Here is a 22,753-nt window from a genome sequence, read left to right as displayed (position 1 = left end):
CACTGCCGCTTGCCCAGAGTGCCGATGACTACGAGGCGCTGTTGCCCTGGCGGCTGATCACGTCCACGGACTGACGCATAGTCGGCCGACCGGCGCAAGCCACGCGGTTTATTGCGCGCTTACGTAGAATGAAGCGATGAAGAAGACGAAATCGCGTTATCACCGCCACCGCTTCCCTACCGTCTTCACGAGCTGCGCGGTTCGGAGGTACTTCCGGTTCAGCTTGAGCCTGCGTGATATCGAGGAGTTGTTGCTTGAGCGTGGTGTCGCGGTCGCGTATGAAACAATGCGTCGCTGGTGCGACAAGTTTGGCGCCGGCTTTCTCCGTTGCGCGAAATCGGCGCGGCGCAAATCCGAAAGCACATGGCACCTGGACGAAATGTTCGTAAGTAAGCACTCGGCGGAACCAGACGCCGGAGATCGATTGAGATTCTGCTCTTCGCCGATGATTCGGGTCATTTAGCGGATGTCGAAATTGACAACTACGGAAACGGCATAGCAATTCGCGAAAATCTAGATCTCGAATTCCCCAACTTATAACGTAAGCGGCCGGCAAACCCATCTTGACGAATTGAACTAGCGGGTAGGATTCGCTGGCTGCCAGCGGTGGGGCAGCAAGGCTGCGATATCGTTAGCCTGGTGGGATGGCAGTCGCGTCAGGACGTCTTTCAGATAGGCGTGTGGTTCGTGCCCGTTCAGTTGCGCTGAACGTAGCAGACTCATGATGGCTGCGGCTCGTTGACCGGCTCGAAGCGAACCCGCGAACAACCAGTTCGACCTGCCGATGGCCCACGGACGTATCTGGTTTTCGACCCAGTTGTTATCTATAGGCACACGACCGTCATCGAGATAGCGGGTCAGCGCATCCCATCGTTTAAGACTGTAATCCAGTGCTTTGGCAATCGCCGAACCTTCCGACACCAGCTTTCGTTGCGCCATCATCCATTCGTGAAGTGCGTCGCAGACCGGTTTGGCCCGACTCTGCCGGAGCGTGTATCGTTCCTCGGCTTGCAGCACTGCAGCGTCGCGCTCGATGTCGTACAGTGCAGCGAAGAACGGCAGCGCCTGCGCGGCGATCTGACTGCTGTGATTGGCGTGCAGATCGAAGAACTTGCGTCTCGCGTGCGCTGCACATCCAATTTCAGTGATGCCCTGCTGGAATCCAGCCTTGTACCCACTGTAGTCGTCGCATACCAGTTTGCCCTGCCAGCCAGCAAGGAACGCGCGGGCATGTTCGCCTGCTCGGCTGTCGGCGAAGTCGTAGACCACGGCGCGCAGCTCACTGTAGTGCGTCGGCGTATACGCCCACAGATACGCGCGATGTGTCTTGCCTTTGCCGGGACTGAGCATCTGTACCGGCGTCTCATCCGCATGCAGCACGCCCTGCTGCAGGATTTCCTCATGCAACGCGTCGACTAGCGGTTGTAGTTGCACGCCGCACGCACCGACCCATGCGCCCAATGTCGAGCGCGGAATCGCAACGCCCGCTCGCGCAAAGATCTGCTCCTGACGATACAGGGGAAGGTGGTCTGCATACTTGGCAACCAGCACTGACGCCAGCAGTCCCGCGGCCGGGATGCCCTTGTCGATGACGTGCGCAGGCACCGCAGCCTGAATCAGTGTTTCGCAGTTTCTGCACACCCACTTGCCGCGGATATGCCGCTCCACGGTGAACACGCCTGGCGTGTAGTCCAGCTTCTCGCTGATGTCCTCACCGATGCGCACGCGCTCGCAGCCACATTGGCATACGGTGCTCTCCGGCTCGTGGCGAATCTCCGTACGCGGCAGTTGCGCCGGCAGCGCTGCGCGCTTCGGTTGCTGGGGTGAGGGCTCCGCTGTGGCCTGTGGCTGAAGTTGGTCGAGCTCGACTTCAATGGCGGCGAGATCCGCATCAATCGCTTCATCCAGCAGGTTCATCTGATCGCTGCTGAGCTGCTCGCTGCGCCTGCCGAACTGATAACGTCTGAGAATCGATATCTCGTGGGTCAACTGGTCGATGCGGGTCTGCCGGTAGCGTAGCTCCCGCTCCTTCTCACCGACCTCCCGGGTCTTCTCTTCAATCTCCCTGTCCCGGTCCTCGACGCGCGCAATCAGTTGTGTGGCGAGCGCACGCAACTGTTCCGGGCTAAGAGCGTTGAGGTCGGCTGGCAGGTCCATGCAGACGAGTCTGCCAGAACCCCGGAGAGCACGAAAGCGCGACAGTTTACGTCCCTGGCGTCTTCAAATGACACGGATCACACCGTCCGCGCCGATGCGCTGCCATGGCAAACCCACCACCAGGCCGGCCAGTTGTTCCTGTGTGAGCGCGTGTTGCTTTGGCTCGCTACCAGCGTGCGGCCAGGTGAACTGCCCCTGATTGAGCCGTCGCGCTGCCAGCCAGATGCCAATTCCATCGTGAACCAGAACCTTCAGGCGGTTGGCCCGCCGGTTGGCGAACAGGTAAGCATGGTGCGGATGCGCGGCGCCGAACACGGCGATCACCCGACCCAGTGCAGTATCAAAGCCAGCCCGCATGTCCAGCGGGTCAACTGCCAGCCACACCTGGTCAATGCGGATCATGCGAGCCACTCGCGTAGCCACGCGGCGCATTGCGCTGCCTCCGAGGTTGGCCAGCTAACCGTTATCGACAGGTCCGCGCGACGCACCTCGACGCGAATCTCAGCTGTACGCGTGTTTCGCGTCTCAAGTGGCAGCGGTACAAATTCCGGTGCCGGCGCCGCTGTCAATGGCGCTGCCAGGTCGCTACGGGCCACAAGCACACAATCGTTCGTTTCGGCCTGCTCGACCCAACGTCGAAGCAGATTGGCGTTCAACTTGTGGTGCAACGCGATCGCCGCGAGCGATACCCCGGGCCCCTGGCAAGCTGCCACAACCTGAGCCTTGAACTCGACACTGTAGCGCCGGCGGCGTCGACGACCAGGTGCCACTGCTTCTTCAATAGTGTTCACGTGTCCACCTATTTAAGTGAACACGATGCTCCCAAGACTTTTAGCCCAACTCAAGATGAGATGACCGGGCGCTTACCTTATAACGACTTCATCAGCGATTTGCCCATTCAGAATTAAACCGGATAGCGCATTCTCCCCAGATTGGATCATGGCCTAGAGCGTCTGCTTTTCGGACAATTGACCGTCCCTTGTGGGTCCAGTCGGTGTGAAAACGCATTGATCGCCTAACGCGCTGAGACCGGAGGACTCATGAAGCAATTCGTTGAAGGCGATGACCGCAAGCAGGTCGCACTACTTCCCGAACGTGTCGATGACTATGTCGGGCAGGACGGTCCGGTGAGAGTAATCGACTCCTTTGATCGAGGAAAGCGTGCAGCGATATCTCGATCTGATTGAAAGCGCAGAGCGCACTACTCCTACCGGGTTCGATGTAAAGACGGTCAGGCTCTACGATAAGATCGCCGTGCTGCGCCAGCAGATGCGTGAGCTCAAGCAGATCGGCATGCAACTGGAAGAGCAGCCAGACAAACAGTTGTCGCTGACGAATCCGGACGCACGCTCGATGGCAACGAGTGGAAGAGGCTCCGGCATGGTGGGCACAACGTCCAGGTAGCAGTTGATACGAAACATCATCTGATCGTAGAACACGCAATAACCAATGTCAGCAACGATCATGGACAACTCTGCAAAATGGCGATTTCCGCGAAGCGCGCGATGGGCAAATCGAAGCTGAAGGTTGTTGCGGACTGCGGTTATTTCAGCGGGCCGGAGATAAGGGCATATGATCTGAACGGAGGGTGTCAGGAATTTCGTGTTCAAGGCATATCCTGCTCACAGGAGAAAATATGCCTCGCAAACCGAAGACCCCGCCGGCAAACCTGCCGACGATTCCCGCCGAGCTGCTTGAGCAGTTCGGCAACGGCCCGATGACGGCCCTGATCCAGCGGGCACTGGGCGGCGAGATGAGCCATCATCTCGGCTATCGGTCCGGCGCGGTCAAGCCGGCCGCCGTCACGAACCAGCGCAACGGCACGGGCGCCAAGACGGTACCGACCGAAGACGGCCCGATCCGCATCGAGGTGCCACGGGATCGCGACGGCAGTTTCGAACCGCTGCTCATTCCCAAACACGATCGACGCTTTACCGGATTCGACGACAAGATTGTCGCCATGTATGCCCGGGGCATGACGGTGCGCGAAATTCAGGGATTTCTGCAGGAGCAGTACGACACGGCGGTCTCTCACGACTTCATCAGTTCAGTGACTGACGAGGTTATGACAGAAGTGACGGCCTGGCAGGCCCGCCCGCTTGAGCCGATGTATCCGGTGGTGTTCTTCGACGCGTTGCGGGTCAAGATCCGCGAAGACGCCGTGGTGCGCAACAAGGCGATCTACCTTGCGCTGGGCATTCTGCCCGACGGCACACGGCGATATTCTGGGGCTGTGGATCGAGAGCACCGAAGGCGCGAAGTTCTGGATGAAAGTGTTCAACGACCTCAGGACTCGCGGCGTCAATGACATCCTGATCGCCATAACCGATGGCCTCAAAGGCATGCCCGAGGCGCTGTCGGCCGTGTTTCCGGCGACCACATTGCAGACCTGCATCGTTCACCTGATCCGCAACAGCCTGGACTACGCGAGCTGGAAAGACCGCACGGGACTGGCTGCCGCGATCCGCCCGATCTACACCGCGCCCAGCGCCGAAGCCGCTCAGGCGCAACTCGATGCATTTGCCGACGGGCCATGGGGGCAGAAATTCCCGCCGGTCAGCGCGGCGTGGCGCAGCGCCTGGGATCGCGTGATTCCGTTCTTCGCCTTTCCGCCCGCCGTTCGCAAGGTTATATACACTACGAACGCTATTGAAAATATCAACTCGCAGCTACGCAAGATCATCAAGACACGGGGACACTTCCCGACCGATGAGGCAGCCACGAAACTTATCTGGCTGGCAATGCGCAACATTACTGCTGATTGGGGGCGTGCCGCTCATGACTGGAAGGCTGCGATGAACCAGTTCGCGATCCTTTATAGGATCGATTCGTTCGACCATCCGTGTAAATCTCAACCTGCCTTGAACACGCAAATTCTGACACCCCTCTGGACGACATCCGCGTATGTTCCGAAGCCGCTCGCGTAGGCTTCCCCGAAAAAGGTCTGTTTACGAAAACCGACTTTATCTACATAACGAAAAGCGACACGTATCGATATCCTGCTGGCGAGCGGGCGATCCATCGATTCACAACTGTCGAGCATGACATGGATCTGCGGGGGTAATGCAAGCCCGGAGGGAGTTGAAATCAGCGTTTAAACTGGCATGTGAAAGCTCAATCCTCACCGGCGATGAGAAGCTCGACGCGTCGATTGGGATGCAGACAATCGATCAGGGCGCGTTTGCTTTTCTGGCTACACATTACGACTGGAGCAGCGGATCCCATGCCCCGTGCGTCGATGACCACGGCAGGCACGCCGCGCTGCATCAGATAGCTGCGCACCGTAGCGGCTCGCGCCTGCGACAAAGACAGATTGTGGGCATCCGAACCCAGCCGGTCGGTGTACCCGAGTACCTGCACGTTCTTGAGTGACTTCATCTGACGCAATTGCACGGCCAGTTGATCGAGCTTTTCCTTGCCGGCTCTTTGCATGTTGCCGAGATCCGATCGATCGAATGCAAACAATGCATCGGCCGAAAGCGTCACTTTGCGGGGGGCTGCCGCGGGAACAATGATATTCGCTGTGGGCGCAGCGACTTTCGGCGTCAATTGATCGGCGCAGCTGTCGGGCTTCCAGTAGAACTCCTGCGCGAGCTTGTTGTGATCAAATAAGACCTTGTACTGACACGTGATGTATTCGTTTCCTTTGCCAGTGCGAAAGTTAAATACATAGTCCCATTCGCGGACATTAAATTCCCCCTCGTCGAAATGAGGACGCCCAAGCAGGTCATAGAGCTGGTTCTTGGTCAGCCCCGGACCGACGCGCCGCAGATTATCGAGATTTGGAAACGTTCCTTCCGGTTGCCAATGGTTGTCCTCGATTTTCGGAAAGACGGGTGCGGATTTGGCGGCGAGATGGCCATTGTCGTCGAAGTTCGACAGACGCGATGTACCGCATGCGGTCAAAAAGACCGCTGCCGCCAGGCCGACGACTGTCAGCCGGGCCAGACGCAAAATTGGCGCGAAGTGCTTGGAGTATTGCAGATTCATTGAGGTACTCGTAAAGAATTTCGATCGAATCAGGAGCGATGGCACGTTTCGATGGGGATACTCGAAAGCCCCCCTCGTCGCGTCACGCTTACCACTGGAAGCCAGCACCTGCGGCCACACCGAACTGGCCGCGCGTGTTTCCTGTCCCACTCATCTTGACGACCCACTTGCCGTTGTCCGAGAGGGTCGATACACCAATTGCGATGGACGATTGACCACCCGTTGTCGCTGCCGCGGCGGACGCCATACTCTTGCCCGGCAAATATGCTTGCGGTAGATTGGCCATCGCCATCGCGGCGGCCGTTCCGGCCATCGCATCCTTGCGATAGCTATTGATGGCGTTGCCGAGCTGATTGAACTGTTGCTGGTTTTGTGCAATGGCATTGTTCAACTGACCGACATTGACCGCGTCGGTAGATTGCGTACCTGGGGCCACGTTGGTGATTTGCCGTTCCTCGCCGGGTGAGCCCACGCTGACGACGTTTGCTCTACCGCCATCGGTCGAGTTGTTGCCGAGTGCGACCGAATTGTTACCCGAACTGGTAGCGCCGTTCCCCACGGCGGTGCTGTTCGTACCCGACGCAACCGGCGGCGTATAGGTAGTCGGATTCCCGGTCACCCATGTGTTGGCGGCTGTCTGCAATCCCGCAGCGACGTTGTTCGTCTCGCTTCCCGCCGCGGTAGAAATGTTGCCCGATCCATACGAGGGCGCGTTAACAGTCCCCGTCGAGGAGTTGTACGTGGAACTGCCGCCGAAATTATTGGCAACCGTGTTGCCCAGGCTGTCCACTTTGCCAGCCAACGCATTGAGTTGATCGACGTCGACTGCGTCGGTACCGTTTTGACCGGCAGCAATATTGGTGATCATCTTGCCGCCACCATTGATGCCGGCGGTACTGATGCTCGGGCCGCCACTGCCAGCGCCGCCGATGTACATCCCGTTCGTGTTGAATACATTGCCGCCGACAATCACGCTCTGGAACACAGGGTTGTCGGCAATCTGCACCTGCAATTTACCGGTGACCGGGTCCGCGACCGTTTGTACGTTGCTCGAGCTGTAAGCGCCAGCCGTCGGGGCAACCGTCGACAATGTCAATCCGGACAGTGCCACGGTCGCGCCGATAATCGGAAGCGTTCCGCCAAGATTCTCGTGAATGACGTTCGTACCCGTGGCGTCCGTGAAATTCAGGCCGGCACTTGTCACTGCCGAAGTCTGGTCTGCCAACTGACTCACGTTCACGGCGTCGGTAGGATTTTTTCCTGCAGCGACATTCGTGATAGTGACCGGGCCGGTGGACGAAGTGTTGTTCATGACGAACGTGTTGGAGCCCTGCCATTGCCCCGGCAATTGACCGACCGTAGCAGCGTCGGTCGCATTCACGCCCGGCGCGACGTTGGTGATGGTCCTGTTGCCTGCGTCGATACCATTGACCGTCACACTGGGACCGGAGGCAATCGTCAGGCCGTTGTTGTTGATCACGGTATTGCCGGTCGTCACGCTGGTGAACGACGGCGTCGCGCTGGTCGAGAAGGTGACGTTCGTGCCGTTCTGGGTCGCGACCATGTTGTCGCCCGCGGTCAGCGTCATCGTGCTGCCGGGTGCGACGTTCGACACCGAGGTGCCGGTGGCGGTGCCGGTGCCGCTCTTGGCGGTCGTGACATTCCACCCTGCGTTCGCGAGCTGCGAGACGGCGTTCAGCTGGCTGCCGTTGACGGCATCGGTGCTGGTGGCGCTGATCTCGCCGGGAGCGAGGTTCACGATCTGGCGCGTGGCCGTGGCGGAACCCACGCTCACAACGCCTGCCGCCTGGGCGGCACCCGCAAAGCCGCCGTAGGTGAGCACCGGCCCGGCGGTGTAGGTCACCGTGCCGTCGGGGTTGAGGGTGGCGATAGTGGTGGGCACCGTGGCGCTGTTGACTTGAACCACGGCCTTGTCGGCGCTGGCGTTGCCCAGCACGACGTTGTTGGCGTTATTCACCGTCACGTTGTTGCCCAGTACAAAGCTCTGCTTGGCACTGGCGTTTATGGTGTTGTTGTTGCCGATGGCGTAACTGTCGTCGGCGTTGATGTAGCTTGGGTCGCCGATGGCGCCGGAGCGGTTTCCGCTGACCACGTTGCCCGTGCCGATGCTGATGCTGCTGATGCCGTAGACGATCGCGCCGTGACCGATGGCGATCGCGTCGTTGGCGCTGGCGCGGGCTTGAGTGCCGACGGAGATCGTGTCGTCGGCCACCACCCTATAACCTGCGGCGTTGCCGCTTGCGATGTTGTTGTTGCCTTGAACGCCGTATCCCGCGAGATACCCGGTGCCGACGTTGTTGTCGCCGGTTACCGAGCTTCCGGCCATATCGCCATTGGCCACGTTGCGGTTGCCGGTGACAGACTGCCCGGAATAGGTTCCGACGGCGGTGTTGTTGTTGCCCTTGAAGTTCGTGCCGGCGTAATAGCCCGTGGCCGTGTTCTGGTTACCCACAGCCTGGTTTGCAGCGCTGGAGCCTTGGCCCGCGCCCGTACCAAAGCCCGCGTTGTTGTTGCCCACGGTGTCGCGTTGCGCGTCTTCCCCCACGCCGGTGTTGTGTTCGCCGCTGGCGCGCTGACCGGCCTGCTGACCGATGAAGACGCTGTCGTTGACCGACGATTGGGCGCCCGACTGGAAGCCGACGAAGACGTTCTCGCCGCCGTTGACGTGATTGGGGCCGCCGGGCGAGGTGGACTGGTAGCCCGCCTGGTAGCCTATGGACACGGAGGCCAAGTAAGCCAGGCTGTTGTTGCCCATGGCCACCGCATAGTTGCCAATGACATTCTTCGCATTGGTGCCCAGGCTGGCGCCATAGCCCATCGCGATGCTGTCGTTGGTCGTCGCTGTGGCGTTCTGTCCGACGGCCATCGACCGGATGCCCGTGGCGCCCAGGTTGTCGTAGTTGGTGCCGGTGCCGGCCGCCCGTGCGGCGCCCGTGTCGTTGACGCTGTAGTAGTGCGTTGCGCCTGCGGCGACCGTGTTGGTCAGCTGGTTCACGGTCACGGCATCCGAACCGTTCACGCCCGGCGCAACGTGGGTGATGGTCTTGTTACCTGCGTCGATGCCATTGACCGTCACGCTGGGACCGGAGACGATCGTCAGGCCGTTGTTGTTGATCACGGTATTGCCGGTCGTCACGCTGGTGAACGACGGCGTCGCGCTGGTCGAGAAGGTGACGTCCGTGCCGTTCTGGGTTGCGACCATGTTGTCGCCCGCGGTCAGCGTCATCGTGCTGCCCGGCGCCACGTTCGCCACCGCCGTCCCCGTTGCGCTGCCACTACCGGTCTGGGCCGTCGTGACGTTCCACCCCGCGTTAGCCACCTGCGATACGGCGCTCAATTGGCTGCCATTGACGGCTTCCGTGCTGGTCGCGTTGATCTGGCCCGGCGCAACGTTCGTGATGGTGACCGGTCCGGTAGACGAGGGATTACCCATCACGAACGTGTTGGAGCCCTGCCATCGGCCAGGCAACTGGCTAACCGCTGCCGCATCGGTCGGATTCACACCCGGAGCGACGTTCGTGATGCGCGTGCCTGCCGCGTCGATACCGTTCGTAGTCAGGCTCGGGCCCGTGCCGCCACCCGTCGTCACGCCGTTCGCGGTGATCGACGTACCATTGCTGCCACCGACGTTGACTGCGTTCGCGACATTGACCGTCGGCGCCAAACCGAACGTCACGTCATTGCTCGCCGCCGTCTTGCTCACCACGATGTTGCCATCGGTATTGGTCAGGTCAACATTCGCGCCCGTCGGACTCACTGCGGAAACTGTCGTTGCATTAGCGTGTTGGGCACTGATACCCCAGCCTGCTCCAGCGGCCTTCGCCACAGCATTGAGCTGGTTCACGTCCACCGCATCGGTGCCGTTCACTCCGGGCGCGATGTTCGTCACGGCAAGATTTCCGCCGTTGATACCGGCCGTGGTGATGCTCGGACTGTTCGCGCCGTTGTTGACCGTCAAGCCCATCGCGCCGATCGTCGTGTTTCCGGTCGCACCAGCCGCGCCGATAGTTTCGCTCGTAAATGTCGGCGTCATGCTGGTCGCAATCGCGACGTTCAATCCGTTTTGTGAAATGGCAACGTTGTTGCCTGCCGTAAACGTTGCCGTGTCGCCCGGCGCGACGTTGCTCACAGTCGTGCCGGTCACCGTGCCACTGCCGGTCTGTGCCGTTGTCACACTCCAGCCCTTGTTCGCCGTTTGCTCAACGGCGTAGAGCTGCGAGCCGTTGACCGCTTGAGTGCTCGACGAAGTGAGCGCGCCGGGCGCCACATTGTTGACCGTCACCGGACCGGCAGCCTCGCCCACGAGGGTCACACTCTGGCTGGGAGTCTGCGGAGTCGCGTTGCCGGCAGCGTCGGAATACTGCACTGGCGACAAGGTCTGAAGCACAGTGATCGCCGCACCGACATTGTTCACCGTCGTACCGTATACATTGTAGCTCGGTGCCGACACCACGCCCGTCGTGGTGTTGTAAGTTGAACCACCGCCGAGGTTGGTGGCGACACTGGTGCCGAGGTTGGTTACCGTCGTTCCAAGCGCCGTGACCGCGGCATTCGTGACAAACAATTGCGAGCCATTGATGGCGTCCGTACTGCTTGCCGAGATGACTCCCGCCGCCATATTCTGGATTTGACGCTCAGCGCCCGGCGCGCCCACCGCTACGACACCATTCGTCGATTTGGCCGACTCGACCCCCGCAGCAACACCACCGAACATGGCCGTCGTGCCGATATGCGGAGCCGCAGTAATACTGCTGGAGCCCAGTGCGACGTCGTTCTGATAGGTCGCCGTCGCGTTGTGGCCGATCGCGACACCCCCTGTCTGGGTCGCCTGAACACCTTGCCCGATCGCAGTTGTAAAGTCCCCGCTAGCCGTGGCTCCGGCAGATCCCGGATTCCCGCCGATGGCGATGGCATTCTCGCCTGTCGCGGCGGCATTGTCGCCAATGGCCGTCGCCGAGCCGGTTCCAGTAGCCATAGCTCCCCAGCCGATTGCGACTGGCGAAGCGGTTCCGGAAGCCTTGGCATTTTCTCCAACGGCAATCGCTGAGTAGCTGGTGGCGCTCGCGCCCTGACCTATCGCGATTGCGGCGTTCCCAACAGAGGTAGCGCCAGGATTCGCATATGCGTCCGTACCGATCGCAATCGCATTGTTCGAGCCACCGTTCGCTGGTGAAATCGCAGTGGCTCCGCTGCCCACCGCGATCGCGCCGACGCCGGTAGCACTACTATTACGACCTGAACTACCACCAGGAGTGTTGGTGCCGAGAACGAGTGCTCCACCGGCGCCGACAACTTGAGCGAATGCAGCGTCACATCCGAATCCGCCAAGAAGCGCGATGGTGGCGATGGCTTTGGCTACCGATGACCTGCTTCGCTTGCATCGCGCCGAGGTAATTTCCGACGTGGCGACCCACGCGCAGAGGGACTCGTTCCAGACACTTCTATATGATGTGTTCATTATTGACAAATAATCCCAGCTTTATTAAGTAATCCAGTTAGTCATCGCCACAATACGACGGTTATCGCAAAGTCGACTTCATCAAATCCATGCCTCGACCTGAAGGGCGTTCCAATAGGGATGCCTTCACGATTAATTCGAAACGTACGTCGGTTACCCGAAAAACCTGACGGGGCAAGGGTGAGGCTCATTCATGAGCCGCCATCCGTGCCGCCCAGTTGGGAAAATGGCAAGTCGTTAGTTGTATTGATTGTGTACTGTGTCTATTGCACTAAAAATTCCGATCATGGAGACTCTTCAATGGTTTTCCAGGAATTCCGAAACTTTTCTTGTATAATAAATATGTGCTTTAAGTAGAATGATGAAAAATTTTTGATGGGCAGCCACGCAACAAACGCGACGTTGTCAGCACCGTCAATTTTCAACTCCGTTTTAACTAAACCATTAGGTCCACCAGATGGGTTAACTCTATTTGAACGAGGGATGGATGACTGTTATGAATTGGTAAATATGAATTTGTAATTATTAAATAATGAAAATCCTGAGTCTGGAGGGTTCTGCTGTAATCAGGCGTTCCGCTATGATGTGCGGAACAAGAGGAACGACTGCAAGCTCGACGAAGACGCTGAATCCGGCCGTAGCCCGTGTGCTCAAACGCCTCCATTACCCGCTCGTTGATTTGCACGGCGAACTGACCCACTGGGGGTGCGGACAAAATCCTGGACTGCCTGGAGGTAGTCCGTGTACTCGTACAAAGATTGCATTCGAGCAGTTCAGCTCTGTCTGAAGTTGGGCAAGCGCATCAAGGCGACCATCAGACAGCTGGGTTACCCGACAAAGAATTCGCTCAAGGCCCGGCATCGCGAATACCAACAGTGTCGTGATTTGCGAACCGGCTATGTTCGTGCCGCACCAAGGTATTCGGCTGAACAGAAACAGACTGGCGTTGATCACTTTCTGAGTCATGACCGATGTGCTGCTGCGACCTTGAAGGCTTTGGGCTATCCAAGTCGCGGAACCTTTGCCAAGTGGATCGAAGAATTGTGTCCCGAGGTCGGAAAGCGTATGGTGGGCAGAGTGGCTGGCAGCGTTCCGAAATCGCGCGAGGCCAGGCAGGCGGCGGTCATTGAACTGTGCACCAGAGATGAGAGCGCAAGCGTAGTTGCTCAGAGAGCAGGCGTAAGCAGGCCTCTGCTGTACAACTGGAAGAACCAGCTACTCGGTCGGGAGGTTCCAGCATCCATGAGGCGCCAGAAGAAGCCAGCACCGAACCTTGAGCGCGCGGAGCGGGAGCAGCAGGTCGAATCGCTTCGACGCGACATCCGGAAGCTGGAGCTCGAGCGCGATCTCCTCAAGAAAGCGAACGAACTGGTAAAAAAGGGATGGGCATCGACCCGCATCTCCTGAGCAACCAGGAGAAGCCGATGCTGGTTGATGCCCTGAAACAAACGTATCCGTTGCCAGAGTTGGTTATCCGCCCTGAGGCTTGCCCACAGCTCCTACTTCTATCACCGTGCACGTCTGCTTGTCACTGACAGGCACGCTGGCGAGCGTCGCGTCATTGCAGACATCTTCGAATGCAATTACCGCTGCTACGGCTATAGTCGAATCCGGGCGGCGTTGAGCAGGCAGCAGGTATTTATCTCAGAGAAGGTCGTGCGACGTTTGATGCGACAGGAAGGCCTGACCGCAGCCACGACCAGACGCCGTCGCTATGGCTCATATCGGGGAGAAATAAGCCCAGCGCCGGAGAACCTCATCAATCGTGATTTCCACGCAGCCGCCCCGAATCAGAAATGGCTCACCGGCATTACCGAATTCCAGATTCCGGCAGGCAAGGCGTATCTGTCGCCGGTGATCGACTGCTTCGACGGTCTCGTAGTGAGCTGGTCAATCGGCACGCGGCCAGATGCTGAACTCGTAAATACCATGCTGGATTTGGCCATCGAGTCGGTGGCTGATAGTGATCAGCGGCCTACGATCCACTCGGATCGCGGTGCGCACTATCGTTGGCCGGGACGGCTACCCCGGATGCGCGGTGCCAGGCTCGTTCGCTCGATGTCACGCAAAGGATGCTAGCCCGATAACGCTGCCTGTGAGGGTTTCTTCGGTCGGCTCAAGACCGAACTGTTTTACCCTCGTGACTGGCCGGCTACGACTGTCGATCAATCATCGAAGCCCTGGACGCTTATATCCGCTGGTATAACGCAACGCGAATCAAAGTCTCGCCCGGCTCTCTGAGCCCTCTCGAATACCGGGAAAGTCTCGGAATCGTGGCATAAAACAGTCCAAGATTTTAGCCGCACCCCGTCGGCGTGCGCGTCTCGCTTGTCTGTGCCGCCTGACCATTCTTGATGTATTTCGACGGCGATCACACTTAACATTGCGTTGACCGCTTGTTGTCCATGGGGACAGTCAGCTCGGAATTTGTACCTTCGCGCGCCACTCTCCTCGGGATCGGCGTGCTTTTTTCCTTATACGACTTGCTCGCCCAGGTGGTTGCCCAGATGGCTCGTTATCCGACGTCGATGCGTCGAAGACGTGTTAGCAAGCGCCCGCCTGTTTTGCCCCGTAGGTTGCCTGGCTAACGGTGTACCGGTCTCTGGAACCTGATGAAAGTTGCTGGATCAGGCCTTTGCACGAGAAGCCCTGCATACTCAAATACTGCTTCGCGGACTTCACTGCCTCCTGATTCCAATCAACGTTCAGGCTGTCCACAGCCACAGTGGCGTCGGCAACCTTATAACCATCCCCTGCATCCGAAGAGAGTTGCTGGATAAGCCCGTTCCGTGAGAAACCTCGCATACTGAGATACTGTTTTGCCGATCTAACGGCGTTGTTTTGAGGCCCGGTCAAATCCCCGGCCCATGTGGGCGCGGAAGCACATAAAGCGGCGGTCATCACTACCTTCCAGAAAATTCATTTCAAATACTCCAAGAAATATACAGTCCGGCGCACATCTTCGACGTACCTCAAAGGAATTAAGCGGCGTTTACGAGAGCATCTGGTCTCTCCACAAGAGGCGACCATGGCTTTCTATCAAAACGGCGATTTCCTGACCCACGAACAACGGCCAGAATACAACACCACGCATCACCCTGGCCAGATTGCCGCGCTTTCGGGGGTCTATCGCTGCGACGGCTGTCATTCGAGCGTCGTATCCACGAAAGAGCGTCCGCTCCCGCCGCAAATTCATCATCAGCACACCGCGGCCCAAGGGGGTCCGTTGGCGTCTGGTTGTCCGAACTACCCACGTTTAAACGCTGTCAGTCCAGGTAAGTTGCGCGCCAATCGAACAGAGCGCGGCTGTGTCTATTGGATAGACGCAATCGGCGCAGACGGCGAAGAGCGACCTAAGGTAAAACGATGAAGACTGTTGAACGGGAAGGGGATCTGTCGGACTATTGGGTCGGTCGCACTATCGGTCTTGAGGATCTGCGACTTGACCGGCGCGGAGTCACGTATGTTCACTCGCGGCTTGAGGGGTGAAGCAACGAGTACCTTTTATGCCCTCATCAAATTGTGCGCATGGGGGCCCGATCCTCGAGCGCGCGCTGATAAGCGTTTGTATGGTCCAATAGATAACCCGGATGCACCCGGATATTGGTCAGCATTTATCTTCCTGAGCGACGACGATATTGATGGGCCGACATATCTCGCCGCGGGAATGCGCGCTTACATCGTTTCAATGTTCGGCGCTGACGTAGAAGATTTGGAATTTGACCGAGCCGTCGGACAGCCCCCTCGGCGTAGTATGTTGAGCCCGCCGCGTGCGGGCTTTTTTTCGTCCACAGGGTTATCCACCGAAACTGTGAATAACTGCAGCGTCGAACTCGGTGTCGTGATGCTGCGTGGCTATCCAGACTCCGCCTGACCATCCTTATCAATTCGCCGTTGCGATCGGGCCTAATATGGAATCGATCGCCCTCTCTGCCAGTGGGCGATCCTCTCTAACGTCGTCTTTGCGCGCCACCTTCCCCGGGGTTGGCGCGCTTTTTTTCTTGCGTGATACGGGGTGGATGTACGCCGTTGGCGCATACGCCCGGCGCGACTAAGTCGGCGGCTCGCCATAAGGAGGCGTTTTTCGCAAGCGTTCTGCGCAAATGTTGTGCAGGAATCGCGTAAGGGGTCTGCGGTAGTTGAGCCGCTGGTTCTCGTAGAACAGCGCAGCCAGGCGATTCGAGGCAACAATGCTTATCTGCGGCTCAAGATCGGCGGCCAGCACCTCTGACAGTGCGCACAGCCGGGCGCGGTCGAACCAGCCACTATAGCCGTCATTCAAGCCAAGCCAGCGCCGCGCACGTTCGATTAGGCGATTACTGCTAAGCCAGTTACCCGTGCGACGTCGAGCTAGAAGCTGTGAAACTAGCAGGTAGCACAGCAACTCAGCGCGGGCATCGTCGTCAAGGTTACCGGGCAGATACATTAGAGGCGCACTCTTCGGGCTGGAATTTGCGGCTTCTGGGGCAAAGCATCAATCATCGCGTCGCCCAGCACACACCATCGCATGGAAAGCGGCATTGACCGCTTGTTGTTCGGCCATCGACCCGGAACCGGGTGTGACGGCACACGGTGGCGAGCCGAAACGATAAATCTTCGCTTGGGTGCGGGAGTCAATACGCAAGTAAAGTTCGCCTTGCTCGATCAACTGCAGCATGGCGCTATTTGCCGAACCCCGCCGGCACCTCGCCAGCTTCGCGATTTCCGTCATACGACGCTCCATGCCATCGGACATGATCTCTTGAATGCGCTTGCTCAGCGAATTTTTTGGCTTCATTTCTGCCTTGTGGTCACGGTCTTCCCTCGGGCCTTCTGGCTGGTGGCATCCAAAAGCCCAGCCACTGCTCTTGCTGGGGCGGCCTGCCCACAAAAAGCGCGCCAGACTGGAGGGTCGACAGGCGCGAGCGCGGAGGGCACTACAGAAACAAAAACGGCCCGAAGGCGGTCGCAGATGCCCCGCTGGTCAGCGCACCCAGTGACAGACACGATGATGAGGATGGTCCCGGTGACATACCTGGTGAGCATGAGCCTGCGCCATCCCGGGCGCCAGAGCCGCAAAGGTAGCGCCAGTAACAAGAGTCACCAGCAGCAGGGATTTTGCTTTTTTCATCTCGCTTCTCCGTTTCTAGATCGCGGTGCTCGTTATCGTGACGGTTATCTCCGCTCTCGCAAAAAAGCGCGCCGAACCGGGGGAGGAATCGTCGCGCAGTGGACCATGCGAGAGGCCGCGCTTCAGTAGCACGGCAAGGTCAATGCTAGGCGGATTCCGATGGGGAAAAGGTTAACTGTTGTCAGATAGCGCGCTCGCCGGCGCCGCGAGTTCTTCCACTTGACGTGGGGAGTACAAAAATAAAAACCGCCCGAGGCGGCTTCAGATAATGCTCAAGCTGGTCGCCCGTTGCGGCGTCACCGTCGACACATCCCGTCTCCGACGATATTCGGCGCCCCACTCTTGTCGACGCCGCTGTGAGCGACTTTCAGCCCTTGATCGGCAGCGATGCGCGGATCGGTGCCGAGCTTCCCTTTTGTGCCGACCTGTACCGGGCCTTTGATCGAGACTTCAGACGGCATCGGATTGCTGAGCGTTTTCACGGGCGCACGATTGAGCAGGCGGGCGTTCTCCTGAGGGTTGTCCTGCATTTGCTGCCGGGTAAGGAGCCCGGCTGGGATGGCGAAATCTCTCACCGGGTTGACCAGCTTTTCGCCGAAGCCCGCGAAATTTTTCTGGCCGATCTTCATCCTCAGATTGTCGCTCTCCTCGTGATCGAACGCTTTTCGAATTCCAGCAGCGATTCCGCCAAATATGCCCTTTCCCTTAAGGACCTCGGCGGGTACTGTCAGGTTGTTGCGAGTTCGGCGAGTAGAATGGTGCATGAAGAAAACCAGTGCCACCATTCTGCCGGCGGTCGACGCATCGATCGCCTTCAAGGCTATCGATTCCCGCCTGAAATCATCAGCTATGCGGTGGGGCTCTACTACCGCTTTCCCCCGCTAAGTCTGCGCATGGTCGAGGAACGGCTGGCCGCGCGGGGCGTCGAGCTCACGCATGAAACGGCGCGGAGCTGGGCGACGAAGTTCGGCCAGGCGATCGCGAAGCGCATCCGCTCGACGGCGCTGGGGCGCGGCGGCAAGTGGCACCTGGATGAGGTCGTCGTGACGATCAACGGCAGCAGGCACTGGCTGTGGCGGGCGGTCGACCAGCACGGCGCACGGCTCGACGTGCTGGTGCAAAGCCGGCGCGACCAGGCCCCCCAAACGGCTCATGCGCAAGCTGCTCAGGCGCCACGGACGTCCACGTGTGATCGTGACGGACAGGCTGCGCAGCTACGCGGCGGCCAATGCAGAACTCGGCCTGAACCTCGAACACCGGCAGCACGAGGGGCTGGACAACCGGGCGGAGAATTCGCACTAGCCTACGCCGGTGCGCGAGAAGGTGATGGGGCGCTTCAAATCGGCTCACCAGCTGCAACGCTTCGCTTCGGTTCACAGACAGGTTTCCAATCTGTTCATGGGGTGTCGCTATAATCGCAACGCGCAGCACAAACGCGAAGCGCGTGCTCAGGCCAGCGCGGCCTGGGATTGGGCTTCGTGCGCCCGCAAGGCGGCGTAAGACGGTAGATATGCATTCCTATGGATCACCTCTTTCGCCTACCGAACAAGTTGACTGAAGTTGACCCGGTTCGACGGATAGATTTGCAGTTGAGTCTAATGCGGTGCGGCACCTCCTGATAAGGTTGAATCGCGGGTTGTCCACGGCCGGGCGGCGGGTCGCCTGTCACGACCACGACGCTGCCCGGCGGTGGACAACCCGCGCGGCGATAAGCTTTGATCTTGCGCATGCAGATTTTCGAACTCGAGCGGCGAACGGTAGCCGATGCTGCTACGCAGGCGGCGTATGTTGTACCAGCTCTCCAGAAACGAGCAGAGGCACCGCCGTGCCTGTTCGTGGGTCGCGAAGTGTTCGCGACAGAGCAGTTCGGCTTCGAGTGTGCCGAAGAACGACTCGCACATCGCGTTGTAGTAAGCATCGCCGACCGGGCCCATCGATGGCTGTAAGCCTGCTTCGCGGCAGCGCCGTCCAAAGGCAATGGATGTATATTGGGCGGATTCAACCGGTCCTCGCAACACCTTTAATCGAGGAGGTGTTGCGTGGTGCGAAGTGCAAAGCAGGTGTATCGGTTGACCGGTCGAGCAGCGATGTACTCGCCAGGCGCGCCATCGCTTGGAAACGATATCGAGCGTCGCTTCTGGCAACAGATTGCGACTGGCATTACAAGCGAGAAGGCAGCGCAGGGTAGGCGCATCTCAGGCGGTGGGCTCACGCTGGTTCCGCTATCGTGGCGGCATGCCACTATTCATGTCCAAACCTATCGCTGGTCGATACCTGTCGTTCCCCGAGCGGGAAGAGATAGCATTGCTCGCTGCCCAAGGCCTCGGAGTGCGCGCAATCGCTCGGCGTATCGAACGCAGTCCATCGACCGTTCCGCGAGAACTCACGCGCAATGCTGCAACGCGCAGTGGGTATCTCGAGTATCGTGCCTCTGTCGCGCAGTGGAAGGCGGATCGATTCGCGAAACGACCGAAGCCGGCGAAGCTGACAACTAATGAACGACTGCGCCAATATGTACAGGAGCGCCTGGAAGGCAAAGTTCATGACGCTAATGGCCGTGCAATTGCTGGGCCTCGACAGGCACCGTTTAAGGGTCGGAATAAGCCCCATCGCGGCGATCGAACCTGGGTCAATGGCTGGTCACCCGAACAGATTGCCAACCGGTTGCGGGTAGATTTCCCGGATGACGAATCGATGCGCATTTCCCACGAAGCCATTTATGAAGCGCTTTATATTCAAGGACGCGGCGCACTCAAGCGCGAGCTGGTGGGCTGCCTGCGCACTGGGCGCGCGTTGCGCGTTCCTCGAGCGAGAGCGCGTGCCAAGGCGTGGGCGCATGTCAGTGAGCAGGTGATGATTTCCAGTCGCCCTGCAGAAGCGGAAGATCGTGCGGTGCCGGGCCATTGGGAAGGCGACCTCCTCATTGGCCTGAATCGATCCGCCATCGGTACACTAGTGGAAAGATCAAGCCGTTTCACGATGCTCGTGCATTTACCTCGAGAGAAAGGCTACGGCTTGATTCCGCGGACGAAGAACGGGCCTGCACTAGCCGGCTACGGGGCCGTCACGATGGCTAACGCACTCAAGAAGACTGTGACTGACTTGCCTGCCGAATTATGGCGGTCATTGACATGGGATCGTGGCAAGGAGCTTTCCGATCACGCCCGCTTCACAATCGAGTCTGGCGTGAAGGTATTCTTCGCCGACCCGCAAAGCCCGTGGCAGCGTGGTACGAATGAAAACACTAACGGCCTTCTACGACAGTACTTTCCAAAAGGCACAGACTTGTCCCGGTGGAGTGCCCGGGAGATCCAGGCCGTTGCTAACACATTGAACTCAAGGCCACGAAAAACTCTTGGATGGAAGACGCCTGCGGAAGCCCTGGACGACTACCTGAAATCTGTTCAACAATGCAGTGTTGCGAGGACCGGTTGAATCCGCCTTGGCAGCCTTGGTCGGAATGTCGAATCACACCTTCATGGCGTCGTTGCTGCAACGCCATGTCCAACGCGCGCAACATCAGTTCGGTATACAGATGGTTTGACATCGCCCAGCCGACGATGCGACGGCTGAACACATCCAGCACGATCGCCAGATAGAGAAATCCTTCGCCCGTGGGTACATAGGTCGCATCTGCGACCCACAGCACATTTGTCGCCTCGGCACTGAAGTGCCGGCGCACCAGATCAGGCGCCCGCCGCGCGCCTGCGCGTGGCCGTGTGGTGCGCGGCCAGCGCCGCCGGCTGGCCCCGCACAGACCCGCCCTACGTATGAGACGTGCCACCCGCTTGCGACCCACGTGTACGCCTTCGCGCGCGAGCTGCCGCAGGACGTAATAAATCTGTCACCGGTCTCTCCCAGTAACCGCGGGCCAGAACGCGCGCATGTTGACACTTTTATTGCCCTACGAATCGGCATAAAAGTGTCAACTCACGTATGTCCGTATTAAATTTGTCAGCTCGCCTCCTACGCTTCGAATCCCGTTCGCAGGAGGCTGACCTCATGGCGGATACCCTTCAGGTAACCAGGCCGATCGCGCTTGGCCGTCCACGCGGCGCACACCGGTTCGAAGCCTTCAGCCCCAAGCTCGCACGCCGCGTCATGTTCTATCGTCGTGCGTTGCTTGAACAATGGTTACTGCTCGAGGCGAACCCGAAGATGATCACCTTCTGCGAGCGACCGGGCTACGTGCTGATCAGCGAAGACCGTCACCTCGCCGATTTCTGGGTGCGTTACGTTGATCGCGATGAGTTAGTGATACTAAGCGAACTGCTTTGGGCATCCAATCCAGACGGGCCATGCGCCGAGATTGACGCTTGCACCGCGGAGGTCCGGTTTGTTGCATCGGCTGAGCTCGCCGCGGCGCGTGCGTGGACGGACAACTGGCAGCGCATCCTCCCGTACCTTGTTGCGAACCGGGGCCTCGTGCCTACAACGTTACCGCCGGCCATCATGCAATTCGTGCAGGAGCCACGGCGACTGCTCGATATCGAGCGCGAGTTCCTGACCAGCGACCCGGTGATCGTTCGCGCTGCCCTCTTCGGCCTTATGCACATGGGTCGCGTCAACGCTCCGGAGATTCAAACGCAACCTTTCTCGCTGCTGACTACTTTCACCGCTGTGGAGGCGACATAATGAGCCGCCGCAAGCCGGAGTTGCAGGCGATTGATGTGAACGCATGGCCTACTGTCGCCAATACCGAGTTCGAAGAGCCGGTCCGCCGTATGTTCCAGGCGCGGCGGCAGGCCATTCTGCGCTACGTCGCGGGCGAACCGATCAGGGCCATTGAGAAATCGACAAACTTCAATCGCCGGCAGTTGTACCGCGGGCTTGAGCGCGCCCAGACAGTTCACGCTGACGGCCGCCCCTTCGGCTTCCGGGCACTCATCCACTACGTGCGCATCGCAGACTACGCACGGTGCGTGATGTGCAGTTGCGCGGTGAGCACGGCAGCCGCGGTGCGGCTGGTGCGCTCGCTCAGTTGCTTGAACGCTAGCCGACGCTGACAGGGTGGTTGTTGCTACAGGTGAAGCAACGCAAGGTATGGCTTGAACAGATCCATAGTGACGGGCACCTGCGCACGCGGCTGCGTGGTCTGGAATCGCTGCACGACAATTTTCTGCGCCAATGCCGGTCAGTCGGGTTGACAGCGGCGGACTACCCGCTGAACACGGCAGACCGTGCGATCCGTTCGCTTTCGCGACGGGCGAAGGCCGAGATGCTGCAAAACTTCGGCTCGGCTGCGCGCTCTGCGGGCGCCACGCATCTCAAAGGCCTGCCGCGCGTTGACGACACTGTTGCTCCCGCAGCGGTCCGGCCATATCTGGTCGTCGAGTTCGACGGTCACCGACTGGACGTCCGTCTCAAGGTGGTCGTGCGCGACCCGCTAGGTTTCGCGGATGAATTCGAGATGGAAAGAGTGTGGCTGCTGGTGATCATCGACGTTTGCACGCGTGCCGTGATCGGATTTCATATTGCATTAGCGAGGGAATATGGCCGCTACGACGTCATCAAGACTATCGAGAATGCACTGATGCCTCACTGCCCGCGAACGTTCACAATACCAGGCCTCACGTATGGACCGCACGACGGCTTTCCGTCAGGGAAGATGCCTGAACTGGGCTACGTGACCTGGCAGTGGATCAGGCTCGACAACGCGAAGGCCAACCTCGCCGACGAAACGATGACGGCGTGGTGCGAATTCGTCGGCTGCCTCGCTGATGCCGGACGAACCACAGTCCGGACGAGCGGCCCTACATCGAACGGTTCTTCGGCACGATTGCCAGTCGGCTGTCTTCACGATTGCCGGGATACACCGGTTCTCATATACGTGACCTTCGCCGGGCGCTCTCGGATCCAAAAGGCGATCTGCGTCTCTACGTCTCCCTCGATGAACTGGCGGAACTCGTTGAGTACGCCTTCGCAGGTTACAACGGCACACCGCACCGGGGACTCAACAATGCGACTCCGCTAGAGGCGATGGAATACTTCGTGCGGGGCCGCGAGACGATGCTCGT

Annotated in this window: 18 protein-coding genes and 7 pseudogenes; 13 read left to right on the top strand and 12 right to left on the bottom strand. The window is 59.1% G+C overall.

Annotated features, from left to right (window positions below; all coding sequences use genetic code 11):
• Positions 1-136: 136 nt before the first annotated feature.
• Positions 137-391, top strand: a pseudogene (locus tag LJ656_RS33660) (IS6 family transposase); the annotation flags it as partial.
• Between the two features lie 185 nt (positions 392-576).
• Here LJ656_RS33660 and tnpC read toward each other — a convergent pair.
• The 3 genes from tnpC to tnpA form a co-directional block, all read right to left on the bottom strand.
• Complete coding sequence (gene tnpC / locus LJ656_RS33655; protein ID WP_230513753.1) at positions 577-2,157, bottom strand: IS66 family transposase; 1,581 nt, start codon at positions 2,155-2,157, stop codon at positions 577-579.
• Positions 2,158-2,220: 63 nt separating this feature from the next.
• Positions 2,221-2,559 carry an IS66 family insertion sequence element accessory protein TnpB gene (tnpB, locus tag LJ656_RS33650; protein ID WP_230513752.1) on the bottom strand — a complete coding sequence of 113 codons (339 nt, stop codon included), beginning with the start codon at positions 2,557-2,559 and terminating at the stop codon, positions 2,221-2,223.
• Positions 2,556-2,927, bottom strand: coding sequence for an IS66-like element accessory protein TnpA (tnpA, locus tag LJ656_RS33645; RefSeq protein ID WP_329958925.1), 372 nt, complete (start codon positions 2,925-2,927; stop codon positions 2,556-2,558). The genes tnpB and tnpA overlap by 4 nt, the downstream gene beginning before the upstream one ends.
• Positions 2,928-3,197: 270 nt before the next feature.
• Between tnpA and LJ656_RS35205 the strand changes: the two genes are divergently transcribed.
• The 4 genes and pseudogenes from LJ656_RS35205 to LJ656_RS33630 form a co-directional block, all read left to right on the top strand.
• Positions 3,198-3,344, top strand: coding sequence for a hypothetical protein (locus LJ656_RS35205; protein ID WP_425606070.1), 147 nt, complete (start codon positions 3,198-3,200; stop codon positions 3,342-3,344).
• Positions 3,307-3,743 (top strand): annotated as a pseudogene (locus tag LJ656_RS33640) (IS5/IS1182 family transposase); the annotation flags it as partial. The gene LJ656_RS35205 and the pseudogene LJ656_RS33640, both read left to right, overlap by 38 nt.
• Before the next feature lie 50 nt (positions 3,744-3,793).
• Positions 3,794-5,005 (top strand): annotated as a pseudogene (locus LJ656_RS33635) (IS256 family transposase).
• Between the two features lie 52 nt (positions 5,006-5,057).
• Positions 5,058-5,215: pseudogene (locus tag LJ656_RS33630) on the top strand (IS5/IS1182 family transposase); the annotation flags it as partial.
• 56 nt (positions 5,216-5,271) lie between these two features.
• Here LJ656_RS33630 and LJ656_RS33625 read toward each other — a convergent pair.
• Together LJ656_RS33625 and LJ656_RS33620 are read right to left on the bottom strand one after the other, a co-directional pair.
• The gene (locus tag LJ656_RS33625; RefSeq protein WP_230513751.1) at positions 5,272-6,147 is read right to left on the bottom strand and encodes an OmpA family protein; all 876 of its coding nucleotides are present in this window, start codon (positions 6,145-6,147) and stop codon (positions 5,272-5,274) included.
• Positions 6,148-6,235: 88 nt separating this feature from the next.
• Positions 6,236-11,626 carry an ESPR-type extended signal peptide-containing protein gene (locus tag LJ656_RS33620; protein ID WP_230513750.1) on the bottom strand — a complete coding sequence of 1,797 codons (5,391 nt, stop codon included), beginning with the start codon at positions 11,624-11,626 and terminating at the stop codon, positions 6,236-6,238.
• A 741-nt stretch (positions 11,627-12,367) separates the two neighbouring features.
• On the opposite strand from LJ656_RS33620, the pseudogene LJ656_RS33615 reads away from it, so the two are divergent.
• A pseudogene (locus LJ656_RS33615) lies at positions 12,368-13,908 on the top strand (IS3 family transposase).
• A gap of 262 nt (positions 13,909-14,170) precedes the next feature.
• Here the strand turns inward: LJ656_RS33615 and LJ656_RS33610 are convergent.
• A complete protein-coding gene (locus tag LJ656_RS33610; RefSeq protein ID WP_230513749.1) occupies positions 14,171-14,527 on the bottom strand; it encodes an Ltp family lipoprotein in 357 nt (118 codons plus the stop codon).
• A 127-nt stretch (positions 14,528-14,654) separates the two neighbouring features.
• Here LJ656_RS33610 and LJ656_RS33605 point away from each other — a divergent pair, with 127 nt between their 5' ends.
• Entirely contained in the window at positions 14,655-14,996 is a 342-nt protein-coding gene (locus LJ656_RS33605) for a hypothetical protein (protein WP_230513748.1), read from the top strand.
• 93 nt (positions 14,997-15,089) lie between these two features.
• Positions 15,090-15,500 (top strand): hypothetical protein, encoded by a 411-nt coding sequence (locus tag LJ656_RS33600; RefSeq protein ID WP_230513747.1) that lies wholly within the window; start codon positions 15,090-15,092, stop codon positions 15,498-15,500.
• A gap of 177 nt (positions 15,501-15,677) precedes the next feature.
• On the opposite strand, the gene LJ656_RS33595 is transcribed toward LJ656_RS33600, so the two are convergent.
• The 4 genes from LJ656_RS33595 to LJ656_RS33580 form a co-directional block, all read right to left on the bottom strand.
• Positions 15,678-16,052: a hypothetical protein gene (locus LJ656_RS33595; protein WP_230513746.1), complete on the bottom strand. Its 375-nt coding sequence runs from the start codon at positions 16,050-16,052 to the stop codon at positions 15,678-15,680.
• A 48-nt stretch (positions 16,053-16,100) separates the two neighbouring features.
• Positions 16,101-16,403 (bottom strand): hypothetical protein, encoded by a 303-nt coding sequence (locus LJ656_RS33590; RefSeq protein ID WP_230513745.1) that lies wholly within the window; start codon positions 16,401-16,403, stop codon positions 16,101-16,103.
• A gap of 186 nt (positions 16,404-16,589) precedes the next feature.
• Positions 16,590-16,736, bottom strand: a complete 147-nt coding sequence (locus tag LJ656_RS33585; RefSeq protein WP_230513744.1) for an HHHH-motif protein — start codon at positions 16,734-16,736, stop codon at positions 16,590-16,592.
• Positions 16,737-17,032: 296 nt separating this feature from the next.
• Complete coding sequence (locus LJ656_RS33580; protein ID WP_230513743.1) at positions 17,033-17,500, bottom strand: hypothetical protein; 468 nt, start codon at positions 17,498-17,500, stop codon at positions 17,033-17,035.
• Here LJ656_RS33580 and LJ656_RS33575 point away from each other — a divergent pair.
• Positions 17,492-18,236, top strand: a pseudogene (locus LJ656_RS33575) (IS6 family transposase). The gene LJ656_RS33580 and the pseudogene LJ656_RS33575 sit on opposite strands and share 9 nt — an antisense overlap.
• Before the next feature lie 95 nt (positions 18,237-18,331).
• Here LJ656_RS33575 and LJ656_RS35200 read toward each other — a convergent pair.
• Positions 18,332-18,637 carry an IS3 family transposase gene (locus LJ656_RS35200; RefSeq protein ID WP_425606069.1) on the bottom strand — a complete coding sequence of 102 codons (306 nt, stop codon included), beginning with the start codon at positions 18,635-18,637 and terminating at the stop codon, positions 18,332-18,334.
• A gap of 186 nt (positions 18,638-18,823) precedes the next feature.
• Here LJ656_RS35200 and LJ656_RS33565 point away from each other — a divergent pair.
• A pseudogene (locus LJ656_RS33565) lies at positions 18,824-20,171 on the top strand (IS30 family transposase).
• Here LJ656_RS33565 and LJ656_RS33560 read toward each other — a convergent pair.
• Positions 20,059-20,565 carry a DDE-type integrase/transposase/recombinase gene (locus LJ656_RS33560; RefSeq protein ID WP_425606068.1) on the bottom strand — a complete coding sequence of 169 codons (507 nt, stop codon included), beginning with the start codon at positions 20,563-20,565 and terminating at the stop codon, positions 20,059-20,061. The pseudogene LJ656_RS33565 and the gene LJ656_RS33560 overlap by 113 nt on opposite strands.
• Positions 20,566-20,738: 173 nt before the next feature.
• Between LJ656_RS33560 and LJ656_RS33555 the strand changes: the two genes are divergently transcribed.
• The 3 genes from LJ656_RS33555 to LJ656_RS33545 are packed head-to-tail and all read left to right on the top strand — an operon-like array spanning position 20,739 to position 22,710.
• Positions 20,739-21,371, top strand: coding sequence for a hypothetical protein (locus LJ656_RS33555; RefSeq protein WP_230513742.1), 633 nt, complete (start codon positions 20,739-20,741; stop codon positions 21,369-21,371).
• Positions 21,371-21,742 (top strand): hypothetical protein, encoded by a 372-nt coding sequence (locus LJ656_RS33550; protein ID WP_230513741.1) that lies wholly within the window; start codon positions 21,371-21,373, stop codon positions 21,740-21,742. Before LJ656_RS33555 ends, LJ656_RS33550 begins: the two co-directional genes overlap by 1 nt.
• 20 nt (positions 21,743-21,762) lie before the next feature.
• Complete coding sequence (locus tag LJ656_RS33545; protein ID WP_230513740.1) at positions 21,763-22,710, top strand: hypothetical protein; 948 nt, start codon at positions 21,763-21,765, stop codon at positions 22,708-22,710.
• The last annotated feature ends 43 nt before the right edge of the window (positions 22,711-22,753 follow it).

It is taken from the genome of Paraburkholderia sejongensis (genome assembly GCF_020880815.1).
In the GTDB taxonomy this organism is placed as follows: Bacteria; Pseudomonadota; Gammaproteobacteria; order Burkholderiales; family Burkholderiaceae; genus Paraburkholderia; species Paraburkholderia sejongensis.
The sequence above is the reverse complement of the archived record's forward strand: the minus strand, read 5'-3'. Positions and strand labels throughout refer to the sequence as shown.

Bases quoted from the DNA above. Each gene is read 5' to 3' on its own strand.
- LJ656_RS33550 (WP_230513741.1), top strand. From the start codon at position 21,371: ATGAGCCGCCGCAAGCCGGAGTTGCAGGCGATTGATGTGAACGCATGG.
- LJ656_RS33605 (WP_230513748.1), top strand. From the start codon at position 14,655: ATGGCTTTCTATCAAAACGGCGATTTCCTGACCCACGAACAACGGCCA.
- tnpC (WP_230513753.1), bottom strand. From the start codon at position 2,157: ATGGACCTGCCAGCCGACCTCAACGCTCTTAGCCCGGAACAGTTGCGT.
- LJ656_RS35205 (WP_425606070.1), top strand. From the start codon at position 3,198: ATGAAGCAATTCGTTGAAGGCGATGACCGCAAGCAGGTCGCACTACTT.
- LJ656_RS33600 (WP_230513747.1), top strand. From the start codon at position 15,090: ATGTTCACTCGCGGCTTGAGGGGTGAAGCAACGAGTACCTTTTATGCC.
- LJ656_RS33580 (WP_230513743.1), bottom strand. From the start codon at position 17,500: ATGCACCATTCTACTCGCCGAACTCGCAACAACCTGACAGTACCCGCC.
- LJ656_RS33610 (WP_230513749.1), bottom strand. From the start codon at position 14,527: ATGACCGCCGCTTTATGTGCTTCCGCGCCCACATGGGCCGGGGATTTG.
- LJ656_RS33625 (WP_230513751.1), bottom strand. From the start codon at position 6,147: ATGAATCTGCAATACTCCAAGCACTTCGCGCCAATTTTGCGTCTGGCC.
- LJ656_RS33555 (WP_230513742.1), top strand. From the start codon at position 20,739: ATGGCGGATACCCTTCAGGTAACCAGGCCGATCGCGCTTGGCCGTCCA.
- LJ656_RS35200 (WP_425606069.1), bottom strand. From the start codon at position 18,637: ATGTGCGAGTCGTTCTTCGGCACACTCGAAGCCGAACTGCTCTGTCGC.
- LJ656_RS33585 (WP_230513744.1), bottom strand. From the start codon at position 16,736: ATGAAAAAAGCAAAATCCCTGCTGCTGGTGACTCTTGTTACTGGCGCT.
- LJ656_RS33620 (WP_230513750.1), bottom strand. From the start codon at position 11,626: ATGAACACATCATATAGAAGTGTCTGGAACGAGTCCCTCTGCGCGTGG.
- LJ656_RS33595 (WP_230513746.1), bottom strand. From the start codon at position 16,052: ATGTATCTGCCCGGTAACCTTGACGACGATGCCCGCGCTGAGTTGCTG.
- LJ656_RS33590 (WP_230513745.1), bottom strand. From the start codon at position 16,403: ATGAAGCCAAAAAATTCGCTGAGCAAGCGCATTCAAGAGATCATGTCC.
- tnpB (WP_230513752.1), bottom strand. From the start codon at position 2,559: ATGATCCGCATTGACCAGGTGTGGCTGGCAGTTGACCCGCTGGACATG.